Here is an 18133-nt window from a genome sequence, read left to right on the forward strand (position 1 = left end):
GATGAGAGGGCTCGCCTTTCCCCTTTTCCTGGCCTCCCTGGCCCTGGCCCAGGTCAGCATCCCCTTCTGGCACACCGCCGGCCCACCGGGGGACAAGGTCTTAGAGGAGGCCATCCGAAGCTTCAACGAAAGCCAGAAGGCCTACCGCCTCGAGGCCCGCTACGTGGGCGATTACCGGGAGGCGGGGGTGAAGCTCCTTTCCGCCCTCAGGGCCGGGGGGGCCCCGGTCCTCTTCCACGGGGAGCTCTCCTTCCTGCCCCGCCTGGCCCAGGAGGGGGCGGCCATCCCCCTGGACGCCTACCTGAAGGACCTGCCCAGGGACCTCTACCCGGAGATGATGCGGGCGGTCCAGGTGAAGGGCAAAACCTTTGGCCTCCCCCTGGGGTTTTCCGTGCCCGCCCTTTACTACAACAAAGACGCCTTCCGGGCCAAAGGCCTGAGGCCTCCCAGGACCTGGGCCGAGGTGGAGGAGGCGGCCTCCAGGCTGGCAAGCCGCACCGCCAAGGGCATGGTTATCTCCACCGACATCTGGAGCTTCAACGCCATCGTCATGAGCCTGGGGGGGAGCCTGGTCAAGGACGGGCTTCCCGCCTTCACCTCCAAGGAGGTGGTGGCGGCTTTGGAGATGCTCTACCGCATGGTGCAGAAGGGCCACGCCCAGGCCAGGAACCTGGCCGAGGCCCAGTTCGCCGTGGCCGACTTCCTGCGCACCAAGGCCTTCATGGGCATCGGCCCCACCACCGCCCTGCCCGTGGTCCTGGCCCAGACCGCCCTCCCCTTCGGGGTGGGCATGGCCCCCCTGCCCCGGGAGCCGGGGGGAGGGGTGCCCCTTTCCGGGGCGGTGCTGGTGGTCCTGAAGGGGGCGAGCCCCGAGCAGGCTCAGGGAGCGGTGGCCTTCTTCCGCCACTTCCTGGACCCCAGGCGCCAGGCGGCCTGGGTGCGGACCACCTGGTACCTCCCCCTGCGCAAGGAGGCGGAGAAGGAGCTTTCCGACTTCCTGAAGGACCCGGAAAGGGCCGCCCTTTTCGCCCAGGCGGAGGTGGCCCGCCCCTGGAGCCAGGACCCGGAGCTGGTGGTCTGGTACAGCTACCTGGAGGAGGCCCTGGAGCGAAGCCTGAAGCAGGGCGTAAAGCCGCAAGTGGCCTTGGAAGAGGCCCAGAGGAAGGCCCTGGCCGTGGAGCGGCGCTGATGCCACCCCATGCTGGCTTGCGCCAGCATGGGGGCCCCGGCAAAAGGTTACCGGGGAAGTCACCAGGCATGGTGGGCCGAAGGAAACAGAAAACGAGGGTATGACCTGCCTTTGACCGAGGGGTGGTAGAATCCCCCACATGAAAAAGCTTTGGGCCCTCCTTTTCCTCCTCCTTCCCGCCCTCGCCCAGGTGGAGGTCCCCTTCTGGCACTCCATGGACGGCCCGGCGGGTCGCCTCCTCGCCGACTTCGCCCAGGAGTTCGCCGCCAAGGACGGCCGCTACCGCGTTCTGCCCCAGTACGTGGGGGGGTACCGGGACGGGGAGACCAAGCTGGTGGCCGCCCTGCGCTCCGGGACCGCCCCCGTCCTCTTCCAGGCGGAGATCTCCTTCTTCCCCCGCCTGGTGGCCGAAGGGCGGGCCCTGGCCCTGGACCCCTACCTGAACCTGGACCGAGCCCTGTTGGAGGACCTCTTTGAGCCCGCCTGGAACTACGGCCTTCTGGAGGGCAAGCGGTACGGCCTGCCCCTCAACACCTCCACCCCCGTCCTCTTCTACAACCTGGACGCCTTCCGGGCCAAGGGGCTCAAGGCCCCCAGGAACTGGAAGGAGTTTGAGGAGGCCGCCAAAGCCCTCTCCTCCCGCCAGGCCAAGGGCTTCATCTTCGTCACCGACCCCCAGGCCTGGCTCTTTGAGGCCATGGTGACGAGCCGCGGGGGGAACCTGGTCAAGGACGGAAAGCCCAACCTCACCTCCAAGGAGGCCCTCGAGGCCCTGGAGATGCTGGACCGGCTCAACCGGGCCGGAGCCCTCTCCGCCCGCAGCATGGCCGAGGCCACCTTCGCCCAGCTGGACTTCGTGCGCACCAAGGGGATGATGGTCATGGCCTCCATCGCCAACTGGCCCGCCGCCGAGAACTTCTCCTTCGCCTTCACCCTGGGCGTGGCCCCCGTGCCCCGGGAGCCCGGGGGGAAGGTGCCCATGGGCGGGGCCCAGCTGGTGGTCCTAAAGGGGGCCTCCGAGGCCCAGGTCCGGGGGGCCCTGGAGTTCTGGAAGTACCTCATGGAGCCCAGGAACGTGGCCCGCTGGGTGGAGGCCAGCTACTACGTCCCCGTGCGCAAATCGGCCATCCCTCTCCTCGAGGGCTTCTACCGGGAGAACCCCTTCCGCAAGGTGGCCTTTGAGCAGATCGCCCACGCCCAGGAACGGCCCAAGGAGCCCCAGTTCACCGCCTGGGCCAGCCTTCTGGCCGAGGCTTTGGAGAGGAGCCTGAAGGGGGGCGTCCCCCCCAGGAAGGCCCTGGAAGAGGCCCAGAGGAAGGCCGAGGTCATCCGGTGAACCATGCGCCTCGGCTTTAGCCCCTTCAACGCCGAGCTGGACTACGAGAAGGCCTTCCGCCTGGCGGCCGAGCTCGGGCTGGACCTGGAGGTGGCCTACGACCTCCACGAGGCCCTGCCCCTGCCCGAGGCCAGAAGCCTCCGGGCCACAGGAGAGGCTTTGGGCGTGGGGTTCACCCTCCACCTGCCCTTCGTGGAGCTGAACCCGGCCAGCCTCATCCCGAGCGTCCGCAAGCTCGCCGAGGAGCGCCTTCTCAAGGCCCTGGAGTTCGGGGAGGCCCTGGGGGCCAGGGTAGGGGTTTTGCACACCGGCCAGGTCCCCATCTGCCACCCCATGGCCCTGGCCCTGGCCCGGGAGGCCCTGGAGCGGACCCTCACCGCCCTCCTTCCCCTCCCCTTCCCCGTGGCCTTGGAGAACCTGGCCCTCTCGGAGGAGGACCTCATCCAAGGCCCGGAGGGGCTAAAGGAGCTCCTGGACCGCTTCCCCCAGTACGGCTTCTGCCTGGACGTGGGCCACGCCCTGGTGGAGCTTGGGCCCAGGGGGCCTTTCCTCTACCTGGAGGCGCTGGGCGACCGGCTCCTTCACCTCCACCTCCACGACAACCACGGTCAGAAGGATGACCACCTCCCCGTGGGTGCGGGAAGCGTCCCCTGGGCTAGGCTCGCTCCCTTCCTGAAGGGCTTTGGGGGGACGGCGGCCCTCGAGGTGGGGGGCGGGGCCTTGGGCGTGCAGAAGAGCGTAGCCCGCCTAAAGGGGATGGCCTAACCTAGGACATATGTCCTTGCCCCTAGGGGCTTATAGTGGTGGGGTGGGGTTTTGTACCCCTCTTCACAAAAGGGAGGCAGCATGGTCGTAGACCGGATCGAAGTCTACCTGGACGGGACCGAGGAACCCCTGGCGGTCTTAAAGGAACCCCCTTACCGCCTCAAGCTGGACACCCGCAAGATCCCGGACGGGGAGCACACCCTCAAGGTGGTCACCCACTTCCGGGGCGGAGGCCAGGAGATAAGGGAGATCCCCTTCACCGTCAACAACTACCCCGACGTGCTGGTGGTGGGCCTGGACGAGGGAGGGGAGGTGGCGGGGGAGGTGGAGCTCCGCCTGGCCGTGGGCGAGCCCGACCTCCCCGTGGAGCCCGTCCGCTTCAACCCCATTTGGTACGCCGTGGCCCTGGTGGTGGTCCTGGGAGGCATCTGGGCCTACTTCGCCCTCTCCCCGGCGGCGGAGAAGATCGTGGCCGAGGTGGCTCCCCCCGCTAAAGAAGCCCCCCACGGGGAAGCCTCCGCCCAGCCCGCCGGCGTGGACTCCGCCCTCATGGAAAAGGGGAAGGCCATTTACGAGGCCAACTGCGCCGCCTGTCACGGGGCGAACGGCCAGGGGATGCCCCCCGTTATGCCGGCCTTGGCGGGGAACGCCAACCTGAAGGACGCCGCCATGATCCTCAACGTGGTCAAGAACGGCCGCGGGGCTATGCCCGCCGTGGGCGCCGGCTTCACGGAAGAGGAGCTCAAGGCGGTGGCCACCTACATCCGCAACAGCTTCGGCAACAGCTTCGGCCCGATGCAGTAAGGGGGTAGCATGTACCGGAACGACCCCATCCTCCCCACCTTCAGCCTGATCCTGGCCCTGGGGCTCTTTTACATGGCCTACCTGGACGGGCTCCACATCGCCCGCCTTCTGGGCCACACCCCAGAGGAGCTTTCCGTGGGCCAAATCGGCCTTATGGCCTTTGGGGCGGTCCTCCTCCTCTACGGCCTCATGGGCCTCGTCTCCTACTGGCTGGAGGGGGTTGAGCTCCGCCCGGGCCGCCACTTCCCCACCCCCTCCACCGCCCCCGTGGCGGCGGGGGTGGTCCTGGTCCTTCTCCTCACCGCCCTTTCCGGCTTCTTCGCGCGCCTCATCATCTACTCGGGCCAGACGGGGCACAACCCCACCTGGCTCCAGGGCCTGGTCTTCGGGAGCATCAGCCTGGTGGTGGCCGCCCTTTTTGGCATCTACAAGAAGTTCTTCGGCCGCGACGAGGTCATCACCGAAGAGGAAAAGAGCGAGTTTCCCTGGTAAGGAGAAGCCATGGACGAGCGCGAGATCCGCTTAAGAACTTCAAGAAGGCGGCTTTTCATCAAGACCGCCATCGGCACCGGCATCGGCCTTTCCCTAGTGTCCGCCTTTTACGTGGGGGCGAGCCTCAGGCCCAAGAAGGAGGTCACCCCCGAGAAGGAGCCCCTGAAGGCCGGGGACATCTTGGTCTACGCCCAGGGGGGCGGTGAGCCCAAGCCCATCCGCCTCGAGGAGCTGAAGCCCGGGGATCCCTTCGTCCTGGCCTACCCCATGGACCCCAAGACCAAGGTGGTGAAGAGCGGCGAGGCCAAGAACACCGTTCTGGTGGCCCGCTACAGCCCCGAGGAGCTCTCCCCCGAGGTGGCCCAGCACGCCGTGGAAGGCGTGGTGGCCTACTCCGCCGTCTGCACCCACCTGGGGTGCATCATCAGCCAGTGGGTGGCCGACAAGAAGGCGGGGCTCTGCCCCTGCCACGGCGGCACCTTTGACCTGGCCCAGGGGGCCAGGGTCATCGCCGGGCCCCCGCCCCGGCCCGTGCCCCAGCTCCCCCTCAAGGTGGAGAACGAGGTTCTGGTGGCCGCCGGGGAGTTCTTGGGCGAGGTGGGGGTCAAGGCCGAGGCCGGCGGCCAGTGCCGCGTCTAGGAGGGAAGCATGTACAAGTGGCTGGACGAACGCTTAGACCTGACCTCCCTTTACCAGAAGGTCCTGCGCAAGGCCTTCCCCGTGCACCACTCCTTCTTCCTGGGGGAGATCACCCTCTTCGCCTTCGTGGTCCTGGTGCTCACCGGGGTCTTCCTCACCCTGAACTACGAGCCTTCCATCCGCGAGGTCCGGCTCCCCGACGGACGCACGGTGCCCGCCGCCTACGCCAGCATCCTCTACATAGACAGCCTCCCCTTCGGAGCTGTCATCCGGAGCCTCCACCACTGGTCGGCCCACGTGATGATCGCCGCCGCCTTCTTGCACATGCTCCGGATCCTCCTCACGGGGGCCTACAAGAAGCCGAGGGAGCTTAACTACCTGGTGGGCCTCGCCCTTTTGGGCCTGGCGGTGGTCACCGCCTTCACCGGCTACGCCCTCCCCTACGACAACTACGCCGTGACCGCCACCCGCATCGGCTACGGCATCGCCGCCTCCATCCCCTGGGTGGGAGGGACCATCGCCGAGGTCATGTTCGGAGGAGAGTTCCCGGGCTCCGAGAGGTCCATCCCCCGGCTTTTTAGCCTCCACGTCCTCTGGCTTCCCCTCCTCCTTATGGCCCTGATCGGCCTCCACCTGGCCATCATGATCAAGCAGAAGCACACCCAGCCCCGCTACGCCGAGCGCGTGGCCCCGGGCAAGATTCTGGGCGTGCCCATGTACCCCCAGCAGATGGTCATGATGGGCATTCTCTTCGCCCTCTACGTGGGCATCATGACCATGATCGCCGGGGCCTTCCTGGCCCACCCCGTGGAGGCCTTCGGCCCCCCAACCCCCAACACCCCGGCGGTGAAGCCCGACTGGTACTTCCTCTGGCTCTACGGGCTTCTCCAGATCATCCCCGCAAGCTGGCAGTTCCAGCTCTTCGGGGCCACCGTTGGCCCTGAGTTCATCGGCGGGGTCCTGATTCCCGGGATTCTGGGCATCGTGGCCCTCCTCCTCCCCTTCGTGGACACCCGCAAGGACAAGATGCGCTACATGGAACTCCCCTCGGAGCATCCGGTGCGCACCAGCGCCATCCTGGCCCTCCTCGTCTTCTTCCTTATGAGCACCCTGGCGGGCTACAAGATTGACTTCCAGCAGCAGGGTTCCCTTCTCGGTAACAACGCCGTCTTGTGGACCCTGGTTCTGGGCGGCCCCCTCCTCACCTTCTTCCTCGCCTACACCCTGATGCGGATCTTCTACGGGAAGAAGGAGGAAGAAAAAGCCCTCTAAGCTCGGAAAGCGGAAGCCCCCGCCTAAGGGCGGGGGCTTTCTTTACCGCTTCCTACTTCTCCTCTTCCAGGCTCAGGCTGGCCAGGAGGTCCCCGTAGAGGTCGCCCAGCTTCACGCTGGCGCTGGCGGTGGGTACGGCGGTGGCGTCGTAGAGGGTGTACTCGGCCACGGCCCCGTACTCGTACTCCCGGCGCTCCTCCGGGCGGCCTTTGGGCTTGCGCTTGCCCCGAGCCTCCTTGCCCTTGGCCCGGCGGGGGCGCTCCTCCGCCTTGGGGGGAGGCGGGGGCAAGAGGCGCTTGCGGGAGAGGGAGATGCGCTGCTCCACCGGGTCAATGTTGAGGACCACCACCTCCATCTCGTCCCCCTTCTTGAAGAGGGCGGCGGGGTTTTCCACCCGGATGTGGTCCAGCTCGGATACGTGGACCAGCCCCTCCATGCCAGGCTCCAGCTCCACGAAGACCCCGAAGTCGGTGACCCCGGTGATCTTCCCCTTGACCACGGTGCCGGGAGGATACTTCTCCACCAACTGCTGCCAAGGGTCGGGCTGGGTCTGCTTGAGGCCCAGGGAGAGACGGCGCTCGGCGGGGTCCAGCCGAAGGACCACGGCCTCCACCTCGTCCCCCTCCTTCACCACCTCGGAGGGGTGCTTGGGGCGCTTGGTCCAGGAGAGCTCGGAGATGTGGATCAGGCCCTCGAGGCCCGGCTCCACCTCCACGAAGGCCCCGAAGTGGGTGAGGCCCACCACCTTACCCCGGACCCGGGTGCCCACGGGGTACTTCTCCGCCACCGTGGACCAGGGGTCGGGGATGAGGGCCTTGATGGAGAGGTTGACCCGCTCCTTCTCGGGGTCCACGGACACCACCTGGGCCCGCACCTTCTGCCCCTTGTGCAGGACCTCCCGGGGATGGTTGAAGCGGCCCCAGGTGATCTCGGAGCGGTGGACTAGGCCGTCCACCGGGCCCAGGTTGACGAAGGCCCCGAAGTCGGTCACATCCACGACGGTCCCCTCCACCACCTGGCAGGGCTCCAGGCTCTGGAAGAAGGCCTCCTTGGCCTTCTTTTGTTCCTCTTCCAAAACCGCTCGGCGGGAGAGGAGGACCCGCCCCTTCTTGCGGTGGAACTCAATGATCTTGACCAGGAGCTGCTGGCCCACGTAGGCGTCCAGGTTGGGAATGCGCCTCAGGTCCAGCTGGGAAGCGGGAATAAAGGCCCGTACGCCGTCCAGCTCAGCGACCACGCCCCCCTTGACCTTCTCCTTGACGGTGACGGTGACCGGCTCGCCCTTTTCATAGAGCTCCTGGATGCGGTCCCAGTGCTCCGTGGCCTCCACCTTCTTGCGGGAAAGGAGGATCTGCCCGGTCTCGGGGTCCACCTTGAGGACCTGGACCCGCACCTCATCCCCCGGCTTGAGGAGCCCCTTTAGCTCCTCGTCGGAGAGGGGCTTCTCCGTGAGCTGGTTGAAGGGGATGATGCCTTCCGTCTTCGCGCCGATGTCTACCGCCACACCTTCGGAACCCACAAAGACCACTTTGCCCGTCAGGACCTGGCCGGGGCGCACCCGCTTTTCCAGGCGGGCCTCGGTCTCCTGAAGGGCCTCTTCCATGCTGAAGGTCTTTTCTGGGGTCTGGGTCGCCTTTTCTTCCATGCCGCCTCTTTCCTCCTTACGCGCCTTCTTGAAGAAGGCGGGCGCTCTAGGCGCGCTCACACGAAAAGGCGGGGGAGAACCCTACTTCCCCCTCCCGTGTGAGCCGGCCCCGAAGGGCATACCCCTCCTTTATACCACGGGGGGTGCTCTTTGCCAAGGGGCATAGGCCTCCCGCCCCCAAGGCATAATGAGGCCATGGAAACCTGGGAATGGATGAAGGCCAACCTGCCCGCCTTTCTCAAGGACCTCGAGGCCCTCGTACGCCGGGAGTCCCCCTCCGGGGACCTTCTGGGCCTGAAGGAGGCGGCGGGCTTTTTGGAGGAGGCCTTTGGGCCCCTTACGGGCCGGCTTTCCCGCAAGGACACCCCAAGAGGCCCCGTCCTCCTCCTAAAACGGGAAGGAGAAGGGAAGCCTGTCCTCATCCTCACCCACTACGACACCGTCCACCCCAAGAGGAGCTTCCCAGAGGCCTTCCGCCTAGAGCGGGAGAAGGCCATCGGCCCGGGGGTCTACGACATGAAGGGGAGCATCATCGCCCTCCTCTACGCCCTGCGCCACGCCGAGGCCACGGGAAGGAGGCTCCCCGCCCTGGAGATCCTCTTCACCCCCGACGAGGAGGTGGGCTCCCCGGAAAGCCGCCCTCTCATTGAGGCCGCCGCCAAAAAGGCCCGGGCGGCCTTGGTCCTGGAGCCCCCCACGGCGGAAGGGGACCTGAAGGTGGCCCGCAAGGGGGTGGGCCTTTACCGCCTGAAGGCCCTGGGGAAGGCCGCCCACCAGGGGGTGGAGCCGGAGAAGGGGGTGAACGCCGTCTTAGAGCTCGCCCACCAGATCCTCAGGGTGGCGGCCCTCGAGGACCGGGAAAAGGGCACCACCCTGGGCCCCAACGTGGTCCGGGGCGGCACGGTCTCCAACGTGGTGGCCGAGGCGGCCGAGGTGGAGATTGACCTCCGGGTCTGGACCCTGGAGGAGGCCAGGCGGGTGGAGGAAGGCCTTAAAGCCCTCACCCCCGTCCTCCCGGGGGCGAGGCTGGAACTTTCGGGCGGGCTCAACCGCCCCCCCATGGAGCCCACCCCGGAAAGCCTGGCCCTCTTCCAAAAGGCCCGGGCCATCGGGGAAAGCCTGGGCCTCGCCTTAAGGCCGGGCCGGGTGGGGGGCGGCTCCGACGGCAACTTCACCGCCCATCTGGGCGTGCCCACCCTGGACGGCCTGGGGCTTTTGGGCGGGGACGCCCACCAGAAGACGGAGTACGTGGTGGTGCCGGAGATCCCTAGGCGGGTCGCCCTCCTGGCCGAGCTCCTCTACGCCCTATGACCCTCTCCCCTTCCGCCCAAAAGGTCCAGGAGGCCCTGAAGGCCCTGGGCTTCCCCCACCTCCGGGTGGTGGAGCTCCCCGCCTCCACCCGCACCGCGGAGGAGGCGGCGAGGGCGGTGGGGGCCGGGGTGGGCCAGATCGTGAAGAGCCTGGTCTTCATGGGGGAAGGAGGGGCTTATCTCTTCCTGGTGAGCGGAAAAAACCGCCTGGACCTGGGTAAGGCCCAGGCCCTGGTGGGAAGCCCCTTGCGCCGGGCTACCCCGGAGGAGCTCCTCGCCCTCACCGGGGCCCAGGTGGCGGACTTAAAGGAGGCGTAGCCGTGTGGTTTTTCCGCAGGGACCCCCATGTGAAGCCTGAAGGACCCCTGGCCTTCCGGGTACGGGTGCGCACCAGGAGCGGGGAGGTGGTGGAGATCAGGCTTTCCAAGAGCATGGAGATCTCCCCCACGGAAACGGGCTATTTTGTGCGCAAGGAGATCGTGGCCCCCAGGAGCCTGGACCGGGCGGTGCTTTTGATCTGGTTTGACCGCCGCTACCGCCCCGTGCGCAAGGAGGTCCAGGGCGGGGAGCTTGTGCCCATCCGGGAGTGGGCGTAGAGTTAGGGTCTTCGCCCTGGCCTACCTGGGGGTCCTCCTTCTCACCTGGCAGGAGCCCTCTAGCCTCCTCCTTCTCCTCCTCTCCCTCATCCTCCTCTTGGGAGCGGTTTTCGTCTACCTGGTCCTGAGGCTTGTGGACGCCATCGTGGCCTCCCTTTAGCCATGGTCTTCCGCCGCAACCCCACCCCCCCCGAGGGCAACTGGAAGCCCACCCCCGAGGAGTGGCGGGTCTACACCCTCTGCGATGGGCGGCGCACCGAGGAAGAGGTGGTGCGGGAAAGCGGTTTGGGAGAAGGCGCCTACCTGATTCTGGCAAACCTCCTGAAGCGGGGCCTCATCCTCCCCGTGGAGGGCCCCAAGGAGCTTTGCGGGAAGCTGGTGGACCTCCTTAAAACCCGCTTGGGCCCCTGGGCTGAGCCCTTTGTTAAGCGGCTTCAGGCCTGCGAGAGTCGGGAGACCCTCGAGGAGGAGGCCCTGCGGGTGGCCCTCAAGGTCAAGCTCACCCTGGACAAAAGGGCTGGGGAGGAGCTGGAAAAGGCCATTAGGGCTCTCTTTCGCTAGGGGGCCCTCAACGGGGCGGCACCCAGGGCTCCCCGCGGAAGAAGCCGTAGACCAGGCGCCCCACCACCCCGCCCAAGAGGACCAGGCCCAGGAGGTTGGGGATGGCCATGAGGCCGTTTAAGGTGTCGGAGATGGCCAGGAAGGCCTCGAGGCCCCCCAAAGGCCCCACGAAGGCCAGGGTGGCGAAGGTGAGGCGGTAGGGCCAGCGGATCCCCTCCCCGAAGAGGAAGGCGGCGGCCTCCTCGCCGTAAAAGCCCCAGGCCACCATGGTCCCCAGGGCGAAGACCGCCACGGTGAGGGCCAGGGCCACCCCGCCCAGAGGGTGGGCCCCGAAGAGGGCCTGGGCGGCCTCGGCGGCGCTTCCCCCCTTTTGCCAAAGCCCCGAGGCGATGAAGGTGAGGGCGGTGAGGGAGGTCACCAGGAAGCTTATGAACATCTCCGTGACCCCCCAGAAGCCCTGGCGCACGGGGTGGTCCACCTGGGCCTGGGCGTGGGCGATGGCCGCCGAGCCCAGCCCGGCCTCGTTGGCAAAGATGCCCCGGCCCAGGCCGGCGTTGATGGCGGCGAAGAGGCTGTACCCCGCCGCCCCGCCTAAGGCGGCCTCGGGGCTGAAGGCGGCCCGGAAGACCAGGGCCAGGGCCTCCAGAAGGCGCCCGCCGTAGAGGGCGAGAAGGGGCCCCACCGCCACCAGGAAGAGCAGGAGCTTGAGGGGCACCACCACCTGGGCGAAGCGGGCGACCCGCACGATCCCCCCGCCCAGGACCACGCCCACCAGCAGGGCCAGGAAGAGGCCCACCAGGGCCGGGGGAGCCCCCAGGGGGGCGAGGGCCCCGCCCACCGCTCCGGCCTGGGAGAGGTTGCCGATGCCGAAGGCGCTCAGCGCGGCGAAGAAGGCGAAGAGGTGGCCCAGGAAGCGGAGGCGGGGAAGCCCGCGGGAGAGGTAGTACATGGGCCCACCGGAGACGGAGCCGTCGGCGAAGCGGCGGCGGTAGTGCACGGCCAGGGTGGCCTCGGCGAACTTGGTGCCGGTGCCGAAGAAGTAGCCCAGCCACATCCAGAAGACGGCCCCGGGGCCTCCCAGAAGGATCGCCGCCAGCATGCCGAGGAGGTGGCCGGTGCCGATGGTGGCCGAGAGGGCCACCATGGTGGCCTGGAAGGGGGTGATCTGGCCGCCAAAGCCGTAGGCCCGCTCCCGGATGGCCCCCAGGGTCTCGCTGAAGGAAACCCGGACCATCCGCAGGGGGGCGCTAAACCAACGGATCTGGAAGATGACCAGATAAGCCCCCACCAGGAGGAAGACCAGCTTCATAGGGAAGCCGTAAACGATGCGGTTTAGACCTTCGTTCAGGGTCAGGATGTCCATAGCCTACACCTCCGGCACCACTTCCACCTTATCCCCCCGGCGCAGGCGGAGGCGCCTAAGGTCCTCCTCCAGAAGCCCAAGCCGCCCGGGGATGTTGGGCCTGGGGCGCACCTCCATGAGTGCCCCCGAGGGGTTTAGCCTCAGGCGGAACCCGTGGCGGATGGCCCGGGCCCACTGGGCGTAAAGGGGCTCGTCCACGTAGGCGACCCCCGTTCCCGGGCCGTAGATGGGAAGGACCAGAAGGGAGACGGGAGGAAGGGCCAGCTTTGGGACGGCCTCGAGGACCCCCAGGCCAAGAAGGGTGTTCAGGACGCGGGCGAGCCGCAAGGGCCCCGGGGCCAGAAGCACCTCGGCGATGCGCTTCCCCTCCACCTGGGCCAGGACCCCCAAGGCCTCCGGGGGAAGTTCCACCTCCCCACCCCCCGGCCCAAGCCGCAAGACATACCCCCAGTCCGGGGGGAGGTTGAGCTTTTCCCAAGCGGCCTGGGCCTCCGCCAGGCGGGCGGGGACGGCGAGCCCCCCTAAGAGGGTGGTGTGGGGCGGAAGAACCTCGGGCTCAAAGGTGAAGGAGGCCCGCCTGAGCCCGGCCAGGAGGTCCAAGGCCTCCTCCCCCTCGAGGGCCCGCCCCCCGGCCTGGACCCGGGCGTGGAGCACCTGGCCGCCCCTCAGATAGACCTCGGCCTCCAGAAAGGGGGCTCGGAGGAAAAGCCGCCCTGTGCGCCCCGCTTGCATGAGGGCGCCCACCAGGGAAGGAAAGGGGAACTCTGCCAGGTTGCCCGAAAGCATTCCCCCCTGTTTTACCACACCCCTCCCTAGCCGTCCAGGCGGGGTATCCTGAGGTGTGAACCTCCTTCTGCTCCACGGCTTCACCTAGTCACTTGAAGTGCACATTAGCGCACTCCGGCCCTCCACCAGGATGAGGACCTGAGCCTATCTTCCACCCCTTCCACGATCCGTGCAGGATGGGCTTGAGGGGAGAAAGGTCCCTGGGCACCTCAAGCCCGAGAAGGGGAAGGAAAAGGCCTACCCTCAGGACCCGCCAGGGATAGGCGCCGGAGGGGTTCCTTCCCTTGGTTACCCCCTTCCGGCTCCCCGGCGAGCCCTGAAGGCTTGAGACGAGGGTCAGGGCGGCCTTGGCCTTCCCCAGGTCCCGGGAAAGCCTCCGCCTGTGGTAGGGGTTCTTCTCCGCCTCTTTGAGCTTTTGGAGTTCCTGGAGGTGGTTCCCGTAGAACCCCTGGACGTGGGCGAGAAACGCATTGTCCTTGAGGAGCGCCTCGTACCCCTTGGGAAGCTTCTCCTCAAACCCCAGGGCTCTACGGCCAATGACGTAGGCCGCGGCCACGTCCTTGGAGAGGGAGAGCCCTGGGGCGTACTTGAGGGCACGGACATAAGCGCCGTTTCCCAGGTTGACCCGGAGCCAGAGGGCACCGTCCCCGGGTTCCAAACGCAGGTTGGCGTTGCCCTTCTTGGCGGCGTCACCCCGGGAGTAGAGGAAGCCTTGCCTCCTTTCCTTCCACGCCCGCTTGAGGGCTAGAAGCGCTTTACCTGATAGGTGTCCCCGTGTGAGTTGCTCAAAGAGCTTTCTGCCCCCGAAGACCACCTTGCGGGGGTCTTGGCCCAGTTCCCGGGCAGAGTCCAGGGCGGCCTGGGCCTTTTCTATGGCCCCATCGGCGTAGCGGGTGTTGAGGCCGAAGAGCCTGCAGAGGGGACTATCCTCGCCGCTTGAGCTCTTTCCGATCCCGCCCTTCCAGAAGGCGCTGGTAAGCGAACCTCACCGCGCTGGAGAAGCGACGCATGAGGTCCAGGACGGCCTGTTCGTCTTCTTCCTTGAGGAAGACCAGGCGGGCGTGGACACCCTGGAAGACCTTGGAAGGCTCAGCCTTGGGCATTCCGGACCGCATTTTACCGCCTTTCGGCACCCTTGCCGCAGGCGCATTCCTGCGCCGTTGTTTAAGGTCGGTGCAGAAGAGAGATGGTGTGCTAGGTTGTGGGCTATTTTTGGCGCAGGACTGGCTTATTGCTAACAGTACTCACTTGCGTTAAACTAACGGCCATGGAACCCTTGCCTATATCCCCCTGGACCGTCTTTCTCTACGCCCTGCTGACGGCGGTGGCCACGGGGCTTGGAGCCCTCCCCTTCCTCTTCACCCAAAACGTCCTCAGGCGGCACCTGGGACTGGCCCACGCCGCCGCCGCCGGGCTCATGCTTTCCGCCAGCTTCGGCCTCATCTACGAGGGGGTTCACTACAGCCTCGCCAGGACGCTTCTCGGCATCCTTCTGGGCCTCCTCTTCATCCAGCTCTCCCACCGCTACCTCCAGGGCAGGGAGGTGAGCTTCGGCTCCATGAATGGCCTGGACGCCCGCAAAGCCCTCATGATCGTGGGCATCATGACCCTTCACTCCTTCGCCGAGGGGGTGGGGGTGGGGGTGGCCTTCGGGGGCGGGGAGGCCTTGGGGGTCTTCATCACCCTGGCCATCGCCATCCACAACATTCCCGAGGGCCTGGCCATCAGCCTGGTCCTCATCCCTAGGGGGGTGAGCGTCCTGGGGGCCGCCTTGTGGAGCGTCTTCTCCAGCCTGCCCCAACCCCTTATGGCCGTGCCCGCCTTTCTCTTCGTGGAGGTCTTCAAGCCCGCCTTACCTGTGGGCCTGGGCTTCGCCGCCGGGGCCATGATCTGGATGGCGGTGGCGGAGATCCTCCCCGACGCCCTCAAGGAGGCGGAGGCCGAGGGCGTGGCCACGGTCCTCACCCTGGCAGCAGCCCTCATGGTGGCCTTCCAGATCCTCCTGGGGGGCTAATACCACCCCATGCTGGCCCAAGCCAGCATGGGGGCCCCGGCAAAAGGTTCCTGGGGAAGTTACCAGGCATGCCGAAGGAAACAGGATAAGTACCCCATCGCGGCAAAAGCCGCGGCGGGGGCCCCAGAAAAGCCCTTAGCCCCGACTTGGGCACCTCACGTTGCGAAACCCATGCGCGGGCGCTTAGGTGGCCCAGGGAAGGGGATTTTCCAAGTGGAGGGCCGTTAGGCTGGGCCGGACCCGGAAGGCCAAAAGCTCCACCCCCGCCTCCTTAGCCTCCTGGGCCGCCTGCAGGAGCCCCCGGTCCTCCGGGTCCAGGGCGAAGGCTTGGGCCAGGGGGTGCTGCACCATCCAGACGGCGTAGGCCCCCTTCCCCTGGCGGGCCAGGCGGGCGAGGAGCCTGAGGTGCCAGGCCCCCCTCTTTGTGGGGGCGTCGGGGAAAAGGGCCAGACCGCCCTCCACCCGATTGCAGTTCTTGGCCTCCAAGAAGACCTCCTCCCCAGAAAGCCGGGCCCAGAAGTCAAGCCGCTTGCCCTCGAGGCGCACCTCCCGCCTCAGGGCCTCCAAAGCCCCAAAGCGCCCCGAAAAAAGAATTTGCTCCAAAAGGTCCTCGGCCAAGGAGGCGTCCACCCCCACCAGCACGCCCCGGCTCTCCACCAGGACCATCCGGCCCAGGGTTTTGGGGCTGGGCTTGGGGTGGTAGTGGCAAGGAGCGCCGGGGATGAGGAGCTCGGCCATGCGGCCGGAGTTGGGCAGGTGCAAAGGCCCCACGTCCGCCTCAACCAGGAAGCGGCCCTTGCGCCTCAGGAAGCGGCAGGGCAGAAGGGGCGGCAGGGGCAGGACCACGCCCTAAAGATAAAGGGCCCGGGTTGCCCCGGGCCTTTTTGGCGGAGAGGGCGGGATTCGAACCCGCGGCACCGGTTTTCCCGGTGCAACACCTTAGCAGGGTGCCGCCTTAGACCACTCGGCCACCTCTCCATGGCTTTGGCGGAGGGTGAGGGATTCGAACCCCCGGTGGGCGCAAGGCCCACAGCGGTTTTCAAGACCGCCGCCTTCAACCGCTCGGCCAACCCTCCAGGACTGGCCGCAAACTTAACTATGGCGGAAACCCTCCCGCTTGTCAAGGGCGCATCCAGGCCAGGAGGAACCGCTCCGACAGGGCTTCCATGGCGGGGATCACCGTGTGGTGCAGGTCCGGGAAGAGGATCAGGTGGTCGTCCTCCTCGGGGCCAAAGCCCGTGGGCCGGAGGCAGGCCCGGCCCTTGGTGAGGGGCCCCGTCCAAACCTCCCCCTCCCGGGTCAGGGCCACCTGGTGGACCCGCCGCCCCATGGCCTCCCGCACGTCCCGGAGGCGGCAGGACTGGGTGGGGGGAATCAGGGGGTCGTTGCCCGCCTGGAGGACGAGGAGGGGGGCCCGAAGGCGGGAAGCGTAGGGTAGGGGGCTTTGGCGGGCCAGGGCCTCCGGGGTGTCGCCGAAGATCTCCCGCCAGCGGGAAAGGGCCTTGGGGCGGCTTCGCCTCAGGATGGCCACCTGCTCGGCGAAGTCCATGGGGCCGATGGCGAAGACCACCCCCCTGGCCTTCCCCTCGAGGGCCGCCGCCTTGAGGGCCACGCAGGCCCCCAAGGAGTAACCCGCATAGGCGTGCCGGTCCGCCCCAAGCCGCGGGAGAAGGCGGGCCAGGTGGGCCAGGTCCTCCGCCTCCTCCAGGCAGCCCGTGATCCTCCCCCCGCTCTTGCCACGGCCCCGCAGGTGGGGCACCACGCCCAAAAAGCCCCGCTCCGCCCAGGCCCGGCACCGGGCCAGCATGCTGGCCGTGGGGGGGCCAAACCCCCCGGGGACCAGGAGAACCGCTCCCTGGGGCGGTCCCTTTGGGCGGCAGACCTGGGCGAAGAGGCCTACCCCCGCCCGCCGGTACCGGACCCCCTCCCCCTCCCAGACCAGAGGCGGGGGCGTAAGAAGCCCCAAGAGGACCAGGACAAGGGGGGGAAGGAGAAGCCAGAGGCGCCTCATCGGCCAAAAAGGAGGAGAGAGGCCCGGACCCGGTCTAGAAGGTGGGCCAGGAGCAGAGGGAGGCCTAGGACCAGAACGAGGTAGATCAAAAAGGCGGGCTTGAGGCCCAGGGGTTCGGGGAAGGTGGGGTTTTTCTCCAAGAGGCGCACCACCATGGGGTGGAGGAGGTAGATCTGCAGGGAGTAGCGGCCCAGAAAGGCCAGAAGGGGCCGCCAGCGAGTCTGGGCCAAGCGGTGGGCCAGGGCCAGGAGGAGGAAAGCCATGGCCGTGGTGTAGAGCCAGTGGGCCAGCTGGTAGTGCATGGTGTTGACGGGCCGCTTCTGCAGGGCCTCGAGGGCCAGGGGCAGGTAAAGGCCAAGCCCCAGCAAGGCCAGGCCCAGGGCCAGGGGCCAGAGGCGGAGGAAGCGGGGAAGAAGCTCCAGGCGGCTCGCTAGGTAAAGGCCCAAGGCGATGGCGGGAAGGTACCATAGGACGAAGCTCCCGGGATAGGGCAGGAAGCGGTAGTGGCGGTTGAGGAGGTAGATGAGAAGGGTGCCCCCTAGGCCCAGGAGGAGAAACCAGCCCCCGTGGACCCGCCCCCGCACCATGGGGAGGAAGAGGGGCAGAATAAGGGTGAGCTGGAGGGCCACCGCCAGAAAGTAAAGGTGGAAGTAGGCCTTGCCCCAGAGGAGCTGGTGGGGGATGCGCTCCGGCTGGAAGACCCCGTAATCCCAGTAGCGGAAGGCCAGGTAGACCCCGCTCCAAAGGAGGTAGGGCCAGAGGAGCCTTAGGGCCCGGTTTCGCAGGTAGCGCCCCAGGGAGAAGGAGCGCCAGAAGCTGGCCCCGATCACCAAGGCGGTGAGGAAGAGGAAGGCGGGCACGGCGAAGTGGAGGGTGCGGTTTAAGGCTGCCAGGAGGAACCAGAGAGGTGTTTCCGGGGGCACCTCCCGCAGAAAGCGGCCCAGGAGGTGGTGCAGGACCACCTCCAAGATGGCCAGGCCGCGAAAAACCTCTACCCAGGGAAACCGCTCCACCCCTCTATTCTCCCCAAGGAGGCTGAGAAAGCCGTTAAGTGGCCACCCTGCTTTTGGGGTGGCATTAAGTGCCCGCACGTTGGTTTTGATACTGTCTTGCCTGTCAAGCCACCCCTTGGAGGGACTGGCCTGCGTAGTACTCCCTTAGCCTCCCCATCATCCGCCTAAGAAGCTTGTGGGCCACGGCCACCAGGGCCTGCTTTTTGCGCTTTCCCCGCGACAGCAGGCGACGGTAGAAGGCCCCCATCTCCGGGTCGTGCCGCACCGCCACCAAAGCCCCCATGAAAAGCTTCCTTCGCAAAAGAGGAGGCCCCTTTCGGGAGAGCCGACTCCTCTC

Annotated in this window: 19 protein-coding genes, 2 tRNA genes and 2 pseudogenes; 13 read left to right on the top strand and 10 right to left on the bottom strand. The window is 67.2% G+C overall.

Annotated elements, in window-relative coordinates:
* Position 1 precedes the first annotated feature (1 nt).
* The 7 genes from BVI061214_RS03085 (at position 2) to BVI061214_RS03115 (ending at position 6497) form a co-directional block, all read left to right on the top strand.
* Positions 2-1189 (top strand): ABC transporter substrate-binding protein, encoded by a 1188-nt coding sequence (locus BVI061214_RS03085; RefSeq protein ID WP_053767247.1) that lies wholly within the window; start codon positions 2-4, stop codon positions 1187-1189.
* 139 nt (positions 1190-1328) lie between these two features.
* Complete coding sequence (locus BVI061214_RS03090) at positions 1329-2525, top strand: ABC transporter substrate-binding protein (protein ID WP_053767248.1); 1197 nt, start codon at positions 1329-1331, stop codon at positions 2523-2525.
* A gap of 3 nt (positions 2526-2528) precedes the next feature.
* Positions 2529-3290, top strand: coding sequence for a sugar phosphate isomerase/epimerase family protein (locus BVI061214_RS03095; protein WP_053767249.1), 762 nt, complete (start codon positions 2529-2531; stop codon positions 3288-3290).
* Between the two features lie 81 nt (positions 3291-3371).
* The gene (locus tag BVI061214_RS03100) at positions 3372-4094 is read left to right on the top strand and encodes a c-type cytochrome (RefSeq protein ID WP_053767250.1); all 723 of its coding nucleotides are present in this window, start codon (positions 3372-3374) and stop codon (positions 4092-4094) included.
* Between the two features lie 9 nt (positions 4095-4103).
* Positions 4104-4586 carry a hypothetical protein gene (locus BVI061214_RS03105; protein ID WP_053767251.1) on the top strand — a complete coding sequence of 161 codons (483 nt, stop codon included), beginning with the start codon at positions 4104-4106 and terminating at the stop codon, positions 4584-4586.
* 9 nt (positions 4587-4595) lie between these two features.
* Positions 4596-5225 carry a QcrA and Rieske domain-containing protein gene (locus BVI061214_RS03110; RefSeq protein WP_053767252.1) on the top strand — a complete coding sequence of 210 codons (630 nt, stop codon included), beginning with the start codon at positions 4596-4598 and terminating at the stop codon, positions 5223-5225.
* Between the two features lie 9 nt (positions 5226-5234).
* Positions 5235-6497, top strand: a complete 1263-nt coding sequence (locus tag BVI061214_RS03115; protein ID WP_053767253.1) for a cytochrome b — start codon at positions 5235-5237, stop codon at positions 6495-6497.
* Positions 6498-6549: 52 nt separating this feature from the next.
* Here the strand turns inward: BVI061214_RS03115 and BVI061214_RS03120 are convergent, their stop codons facing one another.
* On the bottom strand, positions 6550-8202 hold the full coding sequence (locus tag BVI061214_RS03120; RefSeq protein WP_428843223.1) for a 30S ribosomal protein S1: 1653 nt from the start codon (positions 8200-8202) through the stop codon (positions 6550-6552).
* A 135-nt stretch (positions 8203-8337) separates the two neighbouring features.
* On the opposite strand from BVI061214_RS03120, the gene BVI061214_RS03125 reads away from it, so the two are divergent.
* From BVI061214_RS03125 to BVI061214_RS03145, 5 genes and pseudogenes are all read left to right on the top strand, one after another.
* On the top strand, positions 8338-9453 hold the full coding sequence (locus tag BVI061214_RS03125; RefSeq protein ID WP_053767255.1) for a M20 family metallopeptidase: 1116 nt from the start codon (positions 8338-8340) through the stop codon (positions 9451-9453).
* Positions 9450-9740, top strand: a pseudogene (locus BVI061214_RS03130) (YbaK/EbsC family protein); the annotation flags it as partial. The gene BVI061214_RS03125 and the pseudogene BVI061214_RS03130, both read left to right, overlap by 4 nt.
* Positions 9741-9772: 32 nt before the next feature.
* Positions 9773-10048 carry a hypothetical protein gene (locus BVI061214_RS03135; protein WP_003046542.1) on the top strand — a complete coding sequence of 92 codons (276 nt, stop codon included), beginning with the start codon at positions 9773-9775 and terminating at the stop codon, positions 10046-10048.
* Positions 10023-10208 carry a hypothetical protein gene (locus tag BVI061214_RS03140; protein WP_053767256.1) on the top strand — a complete coding sequence of 62 codons (186 nt, stop codon included), beginning with the start codon at positions 10023-10025 and terminating at the stop codon, positions 10206-10208. Before BVI061214_RS03135 ends, BVI061214_RS03140 begins: the two co-directional genes overlap by 26 nt.
* 2 nt (positions 10209-10210) lie before the next feature.
* Positions 10211-10609 carry a hypothetical protein gene (locus tag BVI061214_RS03145; protein WP_053767257.1) on the top strand — a complete coding sequence of 133 codons (399 nt, stop codon included), beginning with the start codon at positions 10211-10213 and terminating at the stop codon, positions 10607-10609.
* A 7-nt stretch (positions 10610-10616) separates the two neighbouring features.
* Here BVI061214_RS03145 and BVI061214_RS03150 read toward each other — a convergent pair whose 3' ends face one another.
* From BVI061214_RS03150 to BVI061214_RS03160, 3 genes and pseudogenes are all read right to left on the bottom strand, one after another.
* Positions 10617-11972: an alanine/glycine:cation symporter family protein gene (locus BVI061214_RS03150; protein WP_003046533.1), complete on the bottom strand. Its 1356-nt coding sequence runs from the start codon at positions 11970-11972 to the stop codon at positions 10617-10619.
* Between the two features lie 3 nt (positions 11973-11975).
* Positions 11976-12758, bottom strand: a complete 783-nt coding sequence (locus tag BVI061214_RS03155; RefSeq protein WP_053767258.1) for a DUF4388 domain-containing protein — start codon at positions 12756-12758, stop codon at positions 11976-11978.
* An 88-nt stretch (positions 12759-12846) separates the two neighbouring features.
* Positions 12847-13873, bottom strand: a pseudogene (locus BVI061214_RS03160) (hypothetical protein).
* A 152-nt stretch (positions 13874-14025) separates the two neighbouring features.
* On the opposite strand from BVI061214_RS03160, the gene BVI061214_RS03165 reads away from it, so the two are divergent.
* Entirely contained in the window at positions 14026-14772 is a 747-nt protein-coding gene (locus BVI061214_RS03165; protein WP_053767259.1) for a ZIP family metal transporter, read from the top strand.
* Between the two features lie 183 nt (positions 14773-14955).
* Here BVI061214_RS03165 and BVI061214_RS03170 read toward each other — a convergent pair whose 3' ends face one another.
* The 6 genes from BVI061214_RS03170 to BVI061214_RS03195 form a co-directional block, all read right to left on the bottom strand.
* Positions 14956-15618, bottom strand: coding sequence for a DNA/RNA nuclease SfsA (locus tag BVI061214_RS03170; RefSeq protein ID WP_053767260.1), 663 nt, complete (start codon positions 15616-15618; stop codon positions 14956-14958).
* 39 nt (positions 15619-15657) lie between these two features.
* Positions 15658-15750 (bottom strand) — tRNA-Ser (locus BVI061214_RS03175).
* A 7-nt stretch (positions 15751-15757) separates the two neighbouring features.
* Positions 15758-15848 (bottom strand) — tRNA-Ser (locus BVI061214_RS03180).
* A gap of 44 nt (positions 15849-15892) precedes the next feature.
* Positions 15893-16783 carry an alpha/beta hydrolase family protein gene (locus BVI061214_RS03185; protein ID WP_248841715.1) on the bottom strand — a complete coding sequence of 297 codons (891 nt, stop codon included), beginning with the start codon at positions 16781-16783 and terminating at the stop codon, positions 15893-15895.
* Entirely contained in the window at positions 16780-17796 is a 1017-nt protein-coding gene (locus BVI061214_RS03190) for an acyltransferase family protein (protein ID WP_053767261.1), read from the bottom strand. Before BVI061214_RS03190 ends, BVI061214_RS03185 begins: the two co-directional genes overlap by 4 nt.
* Positions 17797-17899: 103 nt before the next feature.
* The coding region (locus BVI061214_RS03195) for a transposase (protein WP_156303286.1) at positions 17900-18133 on the bottom strand (234 nt) is incomplete at its 5' end.

It is taken from the genome of Thermus aquaticus, assembly GCF_001280255.1.
In the GTDB taxonomy this organism is placed as follows: Bacteria; Deinococcota; Deinococci; order Deinococcales; family Thermaceae; genus Thermus; species Thermus aquaticus.